At 46.1% G+C, this 15,020-nt stretch carries 16 protein-coding genes; 8 read left to right on the top strand and 8 right to left on the bottom strand.

Annotation, left to right across the window (positions count from 1 at the left end; all coding sequences use genetic code 11):
- The first annotated feature begins 62 nt into the window (after positions 1-62).
- From MKY35_RS05520 to MKY35_RS05510, 3 genes are all read left to right on the top strand, one after another.
- Entirely contained in the window at positions 63-242 is a 180-nt protein-coding gene (locus MKY35_RS05520; protein ID WP_029516114.1) for a hypothetical protein, read from the top strand.
- A 553-nt stretch (positions 243-795) separates the two neighbouring features.
- Positions 796-1,878: a bifunctional 3-deoxy-7-phosphoheptulonate synthase/chorismate mutase gene (locus MKY35_RS05515; RefSeq protein ID WP_029516113.1), complete on the top strand. Its 1,083-nt coding sequence runs from the start codon at positions 796-798 to the stop codon at positions 1,876-1,878.
- A gap of 236 nt (positions 1,879-2,114) precedes the next feature.
- Positions 2,115-3,734 carry a nucleoside hydrolase-like domain-containing protein gene (locus MKY35_RS05510; protein WP_342445826.1) on the top strand — a complete coding sequence of 540 codons (1,620 nt, stop codon included), beginning with the start codon at positions 2,115-2,117 and terminating at the stop codon, positions 3,732-3,734.
- Between the two features lie 83 nt (positions 3,735-3,817).
- Here the strand turns inward: MKY35_RS05510 and MKY35_RS05505 are convergent, their stop codons facing one another.
- Entirely contained in the window at positions 3,818-4,678 is an 861-nt protein-coding gene (locus MKY35_RS05505) for a TrmB family transcriptional regulator (RefSeq protein WP_029516112.1), read from the bottom strand.
- A 154-nt stretch (positions 4,679-4,832) separates the two neighbouring features.
- Here MKY35_RS05505 and MKY35_RS05500 point away from each other — a divergent pair, with 154 nt between their 5' ends.
- A complete protein-coding gene (locus MKY35_RS05500; protein ID WP_342445825.1) occupies positions 4,833-5,735 on the top strand; it encodes an EamA family transporter in 903 nt (300 codons plus the stop codon).
- 116 nt (positions 5,736-5,851) lie between these two features.
- On the opposite strand, the gene MKY35_RS05495 is transcribed toward MKY35_RS05500, so the two are convergent.
- Positions 5,852-6,031 (bottom strand): aspartyl-phosphate phosphatase Spo0E family protein, encoded by a 180-nt coding sequence (locus MKY35_RS05495; protein ID WP_023987319.1) that lies wholly within the window; start codon positions 6,029-6,031, stop codon positions 5,852-5,854.
- 150 nt (positions 6,032-6,181) lie between these two features.
- Positions 6,182-7,414 carry an MFS transporter gene (locus MKY35_RS05490; RefSeq protein ID WP_342445824.1) on the bottom strand — a complete coding sequence of 411 codons (1,233 nt, stop codon included), beginning with the start codon at positions 7,412-7,414 and terminating at the stop codon, positions 6,182-6,184.
- A gap of 130 nt (positions 7,415-7,544) precedes the next feature.
- Here MKY35_RS05490 and MKY35_RS05485 point away from each other — a divergent pair, with 130 nt between their 5' ends.
- Positions 7,545-7,802, top strand: a complete 258-nt coding sequence (locus tag MKY35_RS05485; protein ID WP_029516109.1) for a YqkE family protein — start codon at positions 7,545-7,547, stop codon at positions 7,800-7,802.
- Positions 7,803-8,131: 329 nt separating this feature from the next.
- Entirely contained in the window at positions 8,132-8,809 is a 678-nt protein-coding gene (locus MKY35_RS05480; protein WP_029516108.1) for a peptidylprolyl isomerase, read from the top strand.
- Between the two features lie 226 nt (positions 8,810-9,035).
- Here MKY35_RS05480 and MKY35_RS05475 read toward each other — a convergent pair whose 3' ends face one another.
- The 3 genes from MKY35_RS05475 to MKY35_RS05465 all read right to left on the bottom strand — a co-directional run bounded on the left by MKY35_RS05475 (position 9,036) and on the right by MKY35_RS05465 (position 11,381).
- Positions 9,036-9,707, bottom strand: a complete 672-nt coding sequence (locus MKY35_RS05475; RefSeq protein ID WP_165144485.1) for an MgtC/SapB family protein — start codon at positions 9,705-9,707, stop codon at positions 9,036-9,038.
- A 119-nt stretch (positions 9,708-9,826) separates the two neighbouring features.
- Positions 9,827-11,260 carry an N-acyl-D-glucosamine 2-epimerase gene (locus MKY35_RS05470; protein WP_342445823.1) on the bottom strand — a complete coding sequence of 478 codons (1,434 nt, stop codon included), beginning with the start codon at positions 11,258-11,260 and terminating at the stop codon, positions 9,827-9,829.
- Positions 11,250-11,381: a hypothetical protein gene (locus MKY35_RS05465; RefSeq protein WP_275041130.1), complete on the bottom strand. Its 132-nt coding sequence runs from the start codon at positions 11,379-11,381 to the stop codon at positions 11,250-11,252. Before MKY35_RS05465 ends, MKY35_RS05470 begins: the two co-directional genes overlap by 11 nt.
- Positions 11,382-11,446: 65 nt before the next feature.
- Between MKY35_RS05465 and MKY35_RS05460 the strand changes: the two genes are divergently transcribed.
- A complete protein-coding gene (locus tag MKY35_RS05460) occupies positions 11,447-12,238 on the top strand; it encodes an SDR family NAD(P)-dependent oxidoreductase (protein ID WP_029516105.1) in 792 nt (263 codons plus the stop codon).
- A 129-nt stretch (positions 12,239-12,367) separates the two neighbouring features.
- Here MKY35_RS05460 and MKY35_RS05455 read toward each other — a convergent pair whose 3' ends face one another.
- Positions 12,368-13,162: a TIGR02206 family membrane protein gene (locus MKY35_RS05455; RefSeq protein WP_342445822.1), complete on the bottom strand. Its 795-nt coding sequence runs from the start codon at positions 13,160-13,162 to the stop codon at positions 12,368-12,370.
- Between the two features lie 140 nt (positions 13,163-13,302).
- Here MKY35_RS05455 and MKY35_RS05450 point away from each other — a divergent pair, with 140 nt between their 5' ends.
- Positions 13,303-13,515, top strand: coding sequence for a hypothetical protein (locus MKY35_RS05450; RefSeq protein WP_013309048.1), 213 nt, complete (start codon positions 13,303-13,305; stop codon positions 13,513-13,515).
- 94 nt (positions 13,516-13,609) lie between these two features.
- On the opposite strand, the gene MKY35_RS05445 is transcribed toward MKY35_RS05450, so the two are convergent.
- Positions 13,610-14,881 (bottom strand): methyl-accepting chemotaxis protein, encoded by a 1,272-nt coding sequence (locus tag MKY35_RS05445; RefSeq protein ID WP_029516103.1) that lies wholly within the window; start codon positions 14,879-14,881, stop codon positions 13,610-13,612.
- Positions 14,882-15,020: the final 139 nt, after the last annotated feature.

Below are 15,020 nucleotides of genomic sequence, written 5' to 3'. Positions count from 1 at the left end.
GGTTACCCATTCTGCTATGCGGGTAATGTAGTGTATAACAGAAAGGAGTTGACTGATCTCCTATGTATAAAGATCCGATGTCTCAGGCCGATATGGAATACAAACGGTATAAAGCCCTGAATCCTGTGGAAGCAGACGACCGTAGGACTGCGGACAAGACGAATACGGACGATACCTCGACCGAAGATAACCCACGAGGAGTCGCATCTGCGAATCCCGAACCCAGGGATCAAGGAAAATGAAAGGACAGATAGAGAATGCAAAAAGGGTGCTACCCAAGCCACACAGATGATACACATGGCTTGTGTGCACCCTTTTAAACTTCTCCTGTTGCAAGGGCAACAATTCAAGGGCAAAAACTTGAACCTGATAATCAGGGCTTGCCTTCTGCACCTACTTTGTTTAAAATAAGGTCAAATCTTTTGAATACCATGAACAAAGACATCGACGGAAACAAGTAAACGTCTAACGGATTCCCACAGAAAGGTACGAATTGCTGAGAGCGTACCGCAATCCCGCGTTGAAATTCACTCCCGAGTCGAGCCTTGAACCGACAGAAGGATTCATTCCTTTGTCCGAGTAGAGGTTTCCGGAAGCCCCCGTTACGGGCATCAAGCTCAGAAGTTACTGCTGTCGACTGAACGACGTTGACGATTCGTATGTATACTTCTGTAATTAGGGTGGTACCACGGCATTCGTCCCTTGCGACGAGTGCCTTTTTGTGTTATTTTCTGCAAGAAAAGTTTATGGACTGACAGAAAAAACAAATTAAATTCGGGAAGGGTGTAGTACTGTATGTCTACAAATGAAAATTCTCTGGAGCTGCTGCGTGAACAACTCGATGCTACAAATTTGCAATTGCTGGAGCTGCTGTCCCAACGCGCTGAACTGGCCGGACAACTTGGAAAATTGAAGGAAGCTCAAGGGGTACCTGACTTTGATCCGGTACGTGAGCAACAAATGCTGGACAAGCTGATCGCGGCTAACCGTGGGCCTTTTGACGATGCTACGATTCGCCAACTGTTCAAAAATATTTTCAAGGCTTCTTTGAACTATCAAAAAGAAGAACACAAAAAACATCTGATCGTCAGCCGTAAAAATCAACCAGATAGCACAATTATTAAGGTTAAAGATACGCTGGTAGGCGGCAAAGCCTCCATCATGGTCGCAGGTCCATGCTCGGTGGAAAGCTACCAGCAAACTCGTGAAGTAGGTGCGGCTCTCAAGGAAGCCGGTGTGCCGATTCTTCGTGGTGGCGCGTTTAAACCACGTACGTCTCCGTACGATTTCCAAGGACTGGGCGTGGAAGGACTGCAAATTCTCAAACGTGTAGGTGATGAGTTCGGACTGGCTACAATCAGTGAAATCGTCGATCCAAGACATTTGGAGGAAGCGATCCAATACATCGACATTATTCAAATTGGTGCGCGTAACATGCACAACTTTGAATTGCTCAAAGCTGCGGGTGAAACCAGAACTCCGGTTCTGCTCAAACGCGGACTGGCTGCAACAATGGAAGAGTTCCTTCATGCTGCTGAATACATCGTTTCCCGTGGTAACACGCAAGTCATGCTGATTGAACGCGGTATCCGTACGTACGAAAAATGGACGCGTAACACGCTGGATATTTCCGCTGTTCCGATTTTGAAAAAGGAAAGTCATCTGCCTGTATTGGTGGACGTGACTCACTCGACAGGCCGTAAGGACATCCTGGCCCCTTGCGCCAAAGCTGCCCTGGCTGCTGGAGCCGACGGTATCATGGTGGAGGTCCATCCGAACCCGGCAGTCGCTTTGTCCGATGCTCAGCAACAGCTGAACATTCCTGAGTTCCACAACTTCCTATCTGAAGTCAAAGAATCCGGTTTATTCAAAGCGTAAAACTAATTTTATGCTGGGACTTGTAAACCGCTTTCATTTTCTCGGACATTGATGTAAAATCGAATCAGGATTGTGACTGATCATGCAGGCAAAACCTAAATGTATATATGCTCAACTATTGTTGAGACATATATATGTTTAGGTTTTTTTTATGCCTAAATCTTGAATAAAAAGAATACTTACATGGTCATAATCCTAAAAAAACATCATAGGAACGTTCAGAGAGGGGAACAGAAATGAGAGAAAGAAAAGGGTTAAACATTTTTTTATTAGCCATGATATGTATTCTGATCATCAGTGGATGCAGTGGTAAGGCGCCCGCCGTAGTGAAAGATGAAAGCGCTGCTCCAACAGAAAAAACGGAAAATAAAGTAGAAAATAAAACAACCAAGGCCAGAACGGTGATCACTACCGATGGAGAAGTTGATGATATGAACTCTGTCATTCGCTTCCTTCTTTACTCCAATGAAATGGATTTGTCCGGGATTGTACTGACTAGTTCTGTATATCATTATGCAGGTGATGAAAAGGCTGGCATCAAGCCATTTAGATGGACCGGAACACAATGGGTAACGGATATGATTGATGCCTACGGAGAGATTTATCCCAACTTAATCAAGCATGCCGAGGGATATCCAAAGCCTGAATATATCAAGAGCGTTACCAAAATAGGCAACATTTCAAATAAAGGTGAAATGGAGAAAGAAACGGAAGGCTCCAATTTCCTGAAAACGCTTTTCCTGGACGATGACAAAAGAGATTTATACGTACAAACTTGGGGTGGAACCAATACCACGGCCAGAGCTCTAAAGTCTATTGAAGACGAATATAAAAATACAGATCAATGGGAAACGATTCAAAAAAAAGTAAGTGATAAACTCGTGCTGTACATCATTCTGGACCAGGACGATAGCTACAACGATTACATCGCTAAAAATTGGCCTGACATCAGAATTATTAATGATCAATCTAACTTCTGGCATTTCGCTTATGCTTGGAAAATGCATACAGAAGAAGTAAACAGCAAGTTGCACGGGGAATGGAACTTCAAAAATATTAAAGATGGTCATGGCAAGTTGCTCAATATGTATGCCTTGATGGGCGATGGCAATATCATCAAAGGCGAGTTGGATGAAGAACAAAGAGGCAGTGAAGCCTACTTAAAGAAAAATCCACAATACGACAAGTATGACTTTATTTCTGAAGGTGATTCTCCATCCTTCTTCTATTTAATAGATAACGGATTGCGGAGTATGGAAAACCCAACCTACGGTGGCTGGGGAGGCCGTTTCGGTGTCGTTAACGATAAATTATTTAGAAATACCGTGTTGGATTATGATGTGCATACGAAAAAATTCGAAGCAGAATATTCTCTGATGCGTTGGTTTGATGATATTCAAAATGACTTTGCTGCTCGTGCAGATTGGGCTATTGCATCCGACTACAAAGATGCCAACCATAATCCAACATTGACCGTCAAAGAAGGATTAGACCTAACGGCTAGCCCAGGGGAGAAAATAACCCTGCATGCAGAAGGTGCAGATCCCGACGGTGATCAATTGACTTACAAATGGTGGAGGTATTTTGAAGCCGACACGTATGAAGATTCTAAAGTAAAACCAGCACAAGTTAAGCCTGAATTGCTGGGTGAAATGCAGCTTGGGCTTCATCGTGAAGTAGCTAAAGGCGAGAAAGTAAACACGATTGACTTGCAAGGTAGTGATACGAATGCAGTTAGTTTCACAATTCCCGCAGATGCTAAGTCAGGGAATACGCTTCATATCATTGCAGAAGTACAGGACAATGGAAAACATCCTTTAAAGCATTATCAACGTGTGATTGTAACCGTAAAATAATAGAACACAACATCCAATAAAATTAGGCTCATGGAACACTCCATGGGCCTGTTTATTTTTGCACATCGGACCTCAGACAATCTCTATACACGTTTCATGCTTTTTTCAGTCAAAGGAATATAATATCCCTTGCCATTCGGACCCATAGCAAATTTATTGCGGAGATGGATTAGATTAGGGCCGAATTTCTCTTCTAATTGTTCACGGAACTCATATAGGATTTCCATGATATAAATATCATGAATAATCACTTCCGTAATCGGCATCACCAGACCCGGATGCAACGTCCATGCAGCGCGGCTGTCATCTCCTAGTGAAAGTATGCCAGCTACGACCTCCCGGTCGTCTATGCTAAGTACAATCCACCGCCCCCCAATTTCGGACGTAATCTCTTCACTCATATCATGGCGGTAAACAGTAGCGAAATCAAAGTTAAGCTCCCCATACGCTACAATGATCACTTCAATTCCTTGTTGGGCTACTTGCTCTAAGGCATCTCGGAACACCTCGGCATCCTCTTTCCAAATTTCCAATAAAATTCGGTGTTTTGCTCCTTTTACCCCTTCATTTATGCGATTGATAATGGCTTCATACCCCGAAATATTCCAAATATTCTCTCTGTTTTGAAATGATGCCGTGTACTGCTCCAAACTCTCTTGCGCCACATTGAAAATCTGCTCTGCTTTGCGTTTTCTCTGGGCAATCAATTCATGTGGCGGAAGCGGCACATACAGAGGCGTATTTTCTTGACTGACCATGATGTCCCCACGGTTGACCATTCCAGACAAAACCTCGTAAATTTTGGATCTCGGTACCCCGGAATTCAATGAAACGGCGTATCCCGAAAGCGGAGAGCTTTCCAATAAGGTCACATAAGCCTTGGCTTCATATTCACTAAAATTCAAATCCCGTAGAATTTCTAATATATTTGGTTTTGGTTTCATGACGTCTTCTCCTCAATTCGTGTTCATCCTTACTATATCACTTCCCCTTGACAAAAACTGATATACACACTATCTTTTTAGTAACGTTTTTATAGTAGTCACTATAGTAGCAACTATTGTATTTCACAGGGGATTACCTCAGGGAGGATTTAACTTGAACAAAGTCATAGCTCATCACAGCGAAAGCAACAGGATTTACTACGGTTCTACGATCCTGGCCCTATTGATCTGGAGTACATCGTTTATTGCCACCAAAGCAGCCTACACGACGTTCCCCCCTCTTACCTTGGGTCTATCCAGATTTATTATAGCTTCCGTTGTGCTAGGTATCGTTTTGCTGATTAAAAAAGAACATGTCAAAGTAAAGCCAAAAGATTTGGCTACGATTTCGTTTAGTGGTGTTTTGGGAATCACTCTCTATTTTTCAATGGAGAATATAGGGGTTAGCCTGACTACCGCTTCCAACGCAGCATTAATTGTTGCATCATATCCCGCAATTACATCGCTGCTTGAACTTATTTTGTATAAAGTGAAATTATCCAAATATAAAATCTGCGGCATAGCACTGGCCATGATCGGGGTATATTTCTTGACTTCAGTTGGCGAAATTTCCGATAGTAAGAATCAACTCATCGGAAATTTAATATTGATTGGAACGGGTTTTGCGTGGGCGTTTTACACTTTCATGACGCGTAAGGTTGTGGACAAATATCCACCCGTGACGTTATCTTTTTATCAAACCGTTGCAGGGAGTATCTTTTTTATACCGTTGGCTCTATTAGAAAAGGATCGTTGGCAGGTTCCAACAACAGGATCGTTTATGTTGTTAGTATATCTGGGTGTATTCTGCTCCGTTATCGCGTTTTTGCTTTATAATTACGGATTAATCAAGCTGTCACCAAGCAGTTCCGTTTCTCTGATGAATTTGGTTCCGATATTTGGAGTCTTATTTTCTGTGTTGCTTTTGCAAGAAACGATTACATGGCGCCAAATCATCGGCGGTTTGGTCGTTATTATCGGTGTTTTACTAAGTGCCCATCAAACAAACCGTACCTAAAATGATAGATTGCACACTAGTTAGAAAAGTTAAGACAAGCATCGTTGTTATAATTATCAGCGCTACAATACAAGGGCGAGTGACCTCACCAAAAGTTTCTCGCCCATCGGTTACATTTATGCCGTCGGTTTTTTTTCTTTTATATAAAAAAGGTGGTTATATTGATTGATGAGGTTATCCATAATTACAGACTGTCTGAGCACACTGGCATGATTAAAACCATGTTTTGCTTGCAAAATATACAGCTTTTGACGAGCATTCTCAAGCTGTTGACGCAAAATGTCGTCTCTTATCATAATATATCCCTCCTTGTCATATTATCAGTGTAGAGGGTTATGAATAAGTATACTAAAAGTAAAGGTTTGGGATAATTATCTAATCGCGCAAAAAAAGACCTGCTCTAGGAGCCTTAAGCTTATGCCATTAGACAATCTGCTGTCATTCTCCTATCCGGCAGAATGAATATCCTGATCCGTGACGTTCTTCTTGGCTGAAACCGGAAAAACGTTTTTTCCCTTGGCCCATAGCAACAACGCTGCAAGCAGCAATATGCCACCGTTTAACACAAAGATCCAGCGGATTGGCATCCAGCTGCCAAGCATGCCGCCAATCAACGGCCCCGCCATGGTCGCGAGTTGGGTGGCTGATTGATTCAAGCTAAAGGCTCGTCCGCGAAACTCCGGCTTGGTGACCTCCACAGTCATTGCGTTGATAGCAGGCATGACGGACGCATAAAACAATCCATATCCAAACCGAAGCGCACCAAAACCAACGAAGTTGGTTACATAAAATTGTAGGATGTTCCCGATTCCCGAACCGATCAGTCCAATCAGCAGCACATGTGCAAATCCGGTCCGTCCCCCAATTCGTCCCCATCGAGGAGCCATCAACACCGCCGCAATGCCTACGGCTGAGAATACAATCCCGGAACTTAAAGAAGCTCGGCTGCGGTCAACTCCCATCTCAAGCACATATACCGTAATTAACGGTTCCAATATCATAACGGAAAAGGTACTTATCCCAGCCAAAATAAGCAAAAAATACAATGGCCGGTTAGCAATAGCCTCCTTGATATCATCACGAACATGCGAGCGGGTACGGGTTCCCTTGAAGCTGTCCTCTCTAGCGCCAAAGGTCGCAATTAATGCAGATACCAGTACAAGAGCTGCAGAGAAAAAAAAGGCATTCCGATTGCCATAATAATGGCTCACTACACCACCGATCAACGGGCCTATAATGCTGCCTGTCGCCCCAGCGGTCGCCATTATACCGAGCGCATAGCCCGTTTTCTCTTCTGGCGAACCCGTTCCGACCAGCGCAATCGCAGCAGGAATAAACCCGGATAGAAGGCCTTGAAACAGTCGTACTCCTACGAACACATATGGATCTGTCACAAAAGCACATATCAGGTACAACACCGCCAGGCTAAAGCCTGAACGAATCAGCATCGGCTTACGTCCATATTTATCTGCAAGCGAACCCCAAAATGGGGCAATCAGCGCACTGGCTAAAAAAGTGACTCCAAAGGCAGTCCCCGACCACAGTTCCAAATGATCATTTACGCCCATTTCCGTATTCAGAAAAATAGGTAAAAACGGAATAGACACGGAATAGGCCATGCTGCAAAACAACACGCCAATCCACAAAATGACCAGGTTTCGCTTCCAATATAGATGCATGATGCCACACGTCCCTTCTGCTCATTCCATTATTACCCCCTCAATTAGAAAAGTCTACCGCCCCCTCATCCTTCCATCGTGGAACAACCGTGAAGAAGCTGATATAATCGAATGGAATGGAGATGATGACATGGCTAAGAAGAGAAATTCGTCTTCCCCTGCTCCTGCGCCTCAGGACAAACCTGCTACGTTAAAGGACCTGTTGAGTCAGGATGTGCTGAATAAGCTTAAGGCTCAAGCCAATGAAGCCCAAGCAGAACAGGACAAGCGTAAAGAAGACGAACGGCAGCGTGCCGTCGAAGCAAAAAAAGCTGAACAGAAGAAGCTAGATAACAACTTTGAGCATCTGCTGAATAACAGCAATTTGGACTGGCACAAATACAAATAAGCCAAAACCATAACGGTTTTGGCCTATCTTTACGCTTTATGTTATAGCCAGTCACGAATATGTTGTACTGAGTACAGCACCCCTACCCAAACCGGCAGACTGAACGCCATACCCCATATGAGACCTTTTGCCAGCTTTTTGTCTACCTCCATCATGATCCTGCCCCTTTCCTTGGGAATAGCAGCAGTATGGGTCAAGAATACGGCTTTCAAACCCGTATTTCCTTATCCCCAGCAAAAAAGGTATGATAGAAAATGGAAAAGTGTTCTGCGCTGCCCCCAAACTTTAAATTAGGATGTTACACATCCAACCTTTCAGGAGGAATATCAATGAACCGAAAAACGATACGCCCATGGTACACGCTGTGCCTACTGGCCATCATGCTCGTGCTGGTTGCTGGATGCGGTACAAAAGCGGCCGATGTGGAAGCTGCCAGCCGGACAAGCACTTCAACTCCTGCTGCGACTAAAGACAAGAACAAAGCTGTTTCCCATCCGATTGTCACGATTGTCATGAATGATGGCAAGAAAATTAAGCTTGAGCTGTATCCGGAAGTAGCACCGAACACGGTTAACAATTTCATTTCTTTGGTACAAAAGGGAGCCTATAACGGCACCATTTTCCACCGGGTGATCCCAGGCTTTATGATTCAGGGTGGTGATCCGCAAGGTAACGGTACAGGTGGCCCCGGCTACAGTATCAAAGGCGAATTCAAGAGCAATGGTGTTAACAATACACTCAAACATACACGTGGCGTATTATCCATGGCCCGCTCAGCGGATCTGGATTCGGCCGGATCGCAATTTTTCATCATGGTTGCCGATGCGGACTACCTCGACGGTCAATATGCCGCTTTCGGTAAAGTAACGTCCGGGCTGGACGTGGTCGATGCTATCGTCAATTCCAAACGGGATAGCAATGACAAACCGATCCAACCGGCTACGATGAAAAAAGTAACTGTGGATACGCTGGGTAAAAAATATCCAGCTCCAGTCAAAGTAAAGTAAGACTTTCAAATCACTCTTTCAAAACGGGATAACAGCAACGACCTTGTGCATACGCATGAGGTCGTTTTTGCTTATCCCTTGATGCTCTCTAAGCTGCTGCCTCTATGATGTAGTAAGAGTATATACACAAAAGGAAGCGTTTTCAATCATTATTTTTAAAGTTTTTTTCCGTTATAAGAGCCGCCATCGTTCGACAAAAAAGCTACTGTATGAGCAGTAAATTCGTCTAATTGGACTTGGTCTCGACTGAACGAATACCTTCCATCTCTTGCAGCAGTGACAGCAATTCCTCCACTCCCTCTGACCGGGACAGCTTTAAAAGCATATGAATAACCAACTGTTCACCGTTATTGATGCGCTCGGCGTGAAAACTGTGAATGGTCAGCTTCTTGTGCTCCAGTAGTTCTTTGATCCGATTCAGTACGCCCGGTTCATTGTCGACCTGAACAACCACTTGTCGCGTAGACGGGGTAGCCATCTGATAAAACCGACTATGGAGCAAGGACTGAGCTGCTAAAATAAACAGCGTCACACCTGCACCAAGCCCATACATCCCTGCACCTACGGCTATACCGATTCCGGCGGTAGTCCAGATGCCTGCGGCAGTGGTCAGTCCTTTGATTCTATTTTTTTGTGTGAAAATCATCCCTGCGCCGATAAAGCCGACTCCACTTATAACCTGCGCTGCTATTCTGGAAGGATCCAGCGACAGGTTAGACCAGACGGCTTGATCCTGAAACCCATATTTGGATACCACCATCATGAGCGCTGCGCCAATACCGACAATGAAATGCGTGCGAATGCCTGCCTCCTTCATCCGACTCTTCCGTTCATAGCCGATTAACGCACCGCACAAGCCAGCGAACATGACCCGAATCAGATAATCCCAATCCCACATACTTTTTTCACTCCACTATTTATTTATGTTTTGAAAAGATTTGTCTTAATATATACAACTCAATAATGCTACGGCAAATGAGCCGTTTATACAGCTGTTATTTTGTTATTACCCAAATTTTAAGGTATCCTCACTTCATGCTCTGGCAGATTGCGATGTACCTTTCTCCCCTTAAGCAGCCACAACTCCGGTGTATCCTGTACACCATCAAGGCGCAAGCTGAACGCCCCCGCTGGTAAATTGCGTATACGCAGCAATAGACGGTTTCCGTCTGCTACGGCATCCACAAGCTCCAACAACGTTAGTGAATCCTTCCTTAGGTGACGGCTCAGGTCGCGTGTTGTACCTGCTCTGTCCTCCCGGCTCCATATACGCAGCTCATCTACAGACGGTGTAGCAATCCGCTTGCTGAAAGAAATAACCACCTCATCTTCAGCTGATCGTTCCGCCTTAAGCGGTTTGGGCGGCTCATCGTACATGTAACCACCCAAATGGTATTCATAGGCGGTCCAGACGTCGTACCCGCCCTCCAGGGCGGCAGCCCCAAACCGCCGCGTCCACTCACGGTCCCGAACCATACGCGCGAGAGAACCGATATCCGCCTGCACCCCGAGGGGCAGACCCGGATAATCGGCCCGTATCGACTGCGCGATGCAGGCGTAGCCGCGAGTATACTGCGGCGGCAGACGGCGACGCATCCAGTCCGGCCAATGGGTCTGGAGCACGTGCATATCCGGGGCTACGCACCCGATCATGGCTACCGCGTCCAGACCCTGCCATTCCCGTAGCTGGCCGGGGACATCGCCGCGTCCGCTCACAGCAAGCGACCATGTCGCCACACAGATGTCCGGTCGGACATCTCGCACACCACCCGCACCGTTTACCAGCTCGCTGATCAGGCCATTCACGGCGTCCACACGCAGATCAACCCACTGCGCGTACAGCTTCGGAACCTTCCGGTAATAATTCCGCGCATGCTTGTCGCGAAAATCCGGAATGTCCTCACCGCTACGCTCGCGAAAGGCGCGCTGTGCATGTGGCCCAATATCCCCGTACACTCCACTGCGCAGCCCGTTCCATTCGGGGAAATAAGGCTCCGCCACCTCGAACCCGTCGAACGGAATGTCGGTGACGAGCCGGGCAGCGGCCTTCTTTTTCCATTCCACATACTCCTGGGCAAAATGCGAAAGCCGCTGAAATCCGTCGTTCGGTTCGCGCAGCAGCTCCATGCGCCATCCTTTCCACTCCGGCGGTAGCTGGGACACGCCAAAAGAACCGTTGCCTAGCACCATCGCCCACACCGCTATGCCTCTGCGTTGAAAAGCAGCAACAAGCGCTCCATCCACTTCATTTTCACGCACGACAAAATAATGAACGGTCTGGTAGCCCGCAAGGGCGATCTCATCTGCTATACTGTCCCGCGAACGGTTCGCGTAATAGGGAAACAACGGATCGATTTGAATACTGGGGCCGCTCAGTGCCCACGGTTTCACTTTTCCGGTCAGTGCTATAGCGTCTGTCGATTCGGTTTGGTCATTTGCGTTATAGCTCAATTCGATCCACCTCCGTCACCCGGTCTTCCCCGATACGTGTTCCTGCTATAAGTTCCTGCTGGTTCCCTATGTTACCATATTTCGCAAATGGGGTGAAATCCAGCGGTGACTGTTTCACCATCAACGTACAGAGGTATGGAATAACGAGTCAGGTTTAGTTTATGAACGGAATGGGAGGAATAGTCAATGGCAGAGCAGAGATTGCAAGGAAAGATAGCAGTGGTCAGTGGTGGAGGTTCAGGAATCGGCAAGGCGACCGCGATCCGTTTTGCAGAACAAGGCGCCAAGGTGGTCATGCTGGATCGGACACCCAAGCATGCAGAGGAGACCCAAGCAATTATTGAGCAGGCTGGCGGTGAAGCACTTGTCCTGGAATGTGATATTTCCAAGCCGGATATGATTCAGCAGGGGTTCGCTAAAGTCGTGGAAACGTACGGAAAGTTGGATATCGTGTTCGCCAACGCAGGCATTAACGGCACCATGGCCCCTATCGAGACACTGGAGCTAGAGGAATGGGACCGCACGATGAACATTAATCTTCGCGGCACCTTTGCTACCGTTAAATATGCCGTCCCTTACCTGAAAGAACACGGCGGCAGCATTATCATTACCAGCTCCATCAACGGTAATCGAACCTTTTCGGGTATTGGATTCTCAGCCTACGCCTCCACCAAGGCAGCTCAGGTTGCGTTTATGAAAATGGCAGCGCTGGAGCTGGCACGTTACAAAATTCGGGTCAACGCGATATGCCCGGGAGCCATCGACACGCAAATTGATAATAACACGTACCCTTCGGAAGACTTGAAGAAGGTAGAAATTCCAGTCGAATTTCCGAAGGGTGGAGAGCACCCGCTAGAGGGTGCCCCTGGTGAGCCAGAGCAGGTTGCCAATCTGGTCCTGTTTCTCGCCTCAGACGAGTCATCTCATGTATCGGGTACGGAAATTTATGTAGACGGAGCAGAATCACTACTGCGTTAAGTATTAGAATGAGAAAAGTTGTACCCATGCGTACTACTGTTTAGGCATTCTTAGCATTCTTAGCATTCTTAGCATTATTAGCAGCCTTATCCTTGGTCAGATACTTGTGAAGGCTGCTTTTATATGGCTTTACAACGGCTTTGATGTCGACCTATCAGCACCATGCACAGCTCCTTTGCGAAAGCGGACATATAGCCTGCCTCCCGGGAGCACCTCGAACAACAGCATCAGAAGCGAAAAGAACAGCAGTGCAATGGCTTCTTCTGCCAAAATGTACAAAGGATATGGCCCCAAAACATCCAATATCGACGGTGTCGACGGCTTTCCGGCTAGAAACATGTAGTTAGCACCGAGAGCATCGTCTACGATCCACACTATCAGCGCCAAGCCATTCAGAAAAAGCATAGCTCCCCCCACACTCTTCCATGTCGGTTTGAGTCCTTCTATCCAGGTCATATACAAGGCTGCCAAAATAATAGCACTATGAGCTACGAAAAAATGGATAAAACGATAATGCGGAAAGGCATATGCCAAATTAGGCGTGAGTACTGCTTGGAGCGCCCCTCCAATTCCGACAAAAAGGATGATCGGATATAACCAGCGGCTTCGAAAAATGAGCATCAGGATAGACAACAGCAGTGTCACACTGCACAGTTCTAATGGCAATGAAGTCTGGACATCCCAAATATGCTGCATCACATACCAAATATTCAGAGTCACCTCTGACAGAATGAGGACTGTAATTAACAACCAGCGAATTCCCTCACTTACAGGCTTGTTCGACCGAATCCATGCCCTAGTCAGCCACAGCAGCAAAGCGCATATAATGAGTCCCAATACAGCCAACCCATGTGACGGAGTAAAAGCCTCGAACCCTTCTGGCGCGTTGGCATCAAACCAAGGCCCTGACCACGACCTATCCATAGCTAGCCCCCTTTAATCTCTTTCTCTCTTCGTTGCATTCTATTTTATACCCAATAGCCGATTATGTTCTAGCCGCGTTTCTTGCTTGTTCAATACCTTACCTTTATGATAAAAGATATTATATTCAAAGGAGAACCCTCATGGCCATTAATCGCCGATTAATTACAGATCAGGATTTCAATGAGGCACTGGAACGTCATCTTCGTGTCCGAGTATTTCAGGATGACCAATTGATTGGCTCTGGCGGAATCATAATCCGTTTCGACGATCAAACCATCGTCGTGCAATCCAGCGTCAGTGATCTGGCTTACCACCCTAGAAAACAATGTGAGTTTTTTGAAATTAAAAAATAGCCGCTACACACCGGGAAACCATCTTGCTGCGTTTTCCGGTGTATAGCGGCTACATTTTGTTCGTATATATCATGCCTCACATGACGATTTCTGATTATAGTTGCATTCCACGTGTTTTCATCATGAGTTTATTCGTAAGCACTTTCAAATCCTCGGAAGAAGATGAAATTTCCTGCATAATTGCTGTCTCCTCATGAGCAGCTGTATAAATTTTGTGAGCCCCTTCAGAGAAGGCCCCAGACATTTGCTGAATACGATGGATCTGCTCAAAGGTTTGATCTACCCGATTCGTCTGCTCCGTCACGGCCTCTTCCATTAAACGGATGCTCTCGACAAATTCACGTACAATAGCGTTCAAATGGTTCAACGTCTGATCCACAGAGCTTGTCCGTTCCGCCTCGGCACTGACCAATGACGTTTGCTGATGCATCAACTGCACTGTCTCTACGATTTGTGACTGCACACGGCTAACGATGGCATTTATTTGCTGCACAGACTCCGTACTTTGGGCGGCAAGTGCGCGAATTTGGTGAGCCACTACCGCAAACCCGTTCCCTTCTTCTCCCGCACGCGCCGCTTCTATAGAAGCATTCAACGCCAGCAGATGGGTTTGTTCGGCAATATCCTTCACGGTGCTTGTAATCGCTTCAATTTGGGAAGCTTCTTTTTCCAGTCGTGCAATTACCTGCTGCGAACGACCATGTGATGCTGTCAGCTCTCCCATTCCATCCATCAGGGATGAAAATACGGTCTGCGTCGAATCTACTGAATGCTCCATATGGCCTGACAGTTCCAGCATATGTCCCGATTTGCTACGCATCATTTTAAAATCGCCCAGCATTCGGTCTGCTGTTTTAATCGATTGGGCAGATGCTTGCTTTTGCTGCTCCACGCCATTCAAAATATCTTCTACCACCGAAGACATGGACTCAATTTGTGTGGTAGCCTGTACAATAGCCAAGCTCAGATTTTCCGCACTTTGCGAAGTGGTTCTGGTGCTGTACGAGATCTCATTGAACATATCTTTAATGTTCAGCATCATGTGCCGAAATGCATCATACAGAACTTTGATTTCATCCTCCGAGCGACGTTCAGGAATCACAACAGACAGGTTCCCCGCCGAAGCTTCCTCTGCCGCCTTCGCCAACCTAACAATGGGCCGCGTGAGTAATTTTGAGATCAACCAGCCCAAAATGCCACTCCACAGGACACCCAATAACAGAATGATCGAAGTGTACACCCATTCTTGTGTACCTTGAGCAAGCCAGTCCTTGAGTACAAAAATAAAAAAAGCGCTTGTTCCATAGGTTATTGCAGAAATTGAGACAAATGCAGTAACCATTTTCGTACCTAGTGACATCTTCATGTACTGTAGCCCACCCCAAAAAACTCAAATTTGATTCCATTTTACCATAAAATTGCTACATTTCTAGTAGAATTTTTCACAGACAGATATATTTATGAGCATAAAGATACAGAGTCTTAAGTCCCCTATCCTAATTACA

The organism is Paenibacillus sp. FSL L8-0638, from assembly GCF_038593075.1.
In the GTDB taxonomy this organism is placed as follows: domain Bacteria; phylum Bacillota; class Bacilli; order Paenibacillales; family Paenibacillaceae; genus Paenibacillus; species Paenibacillus polymyxa_D.
This window is presented reverse-complemented; position numbering and strand designations above follow the sequence as displayed.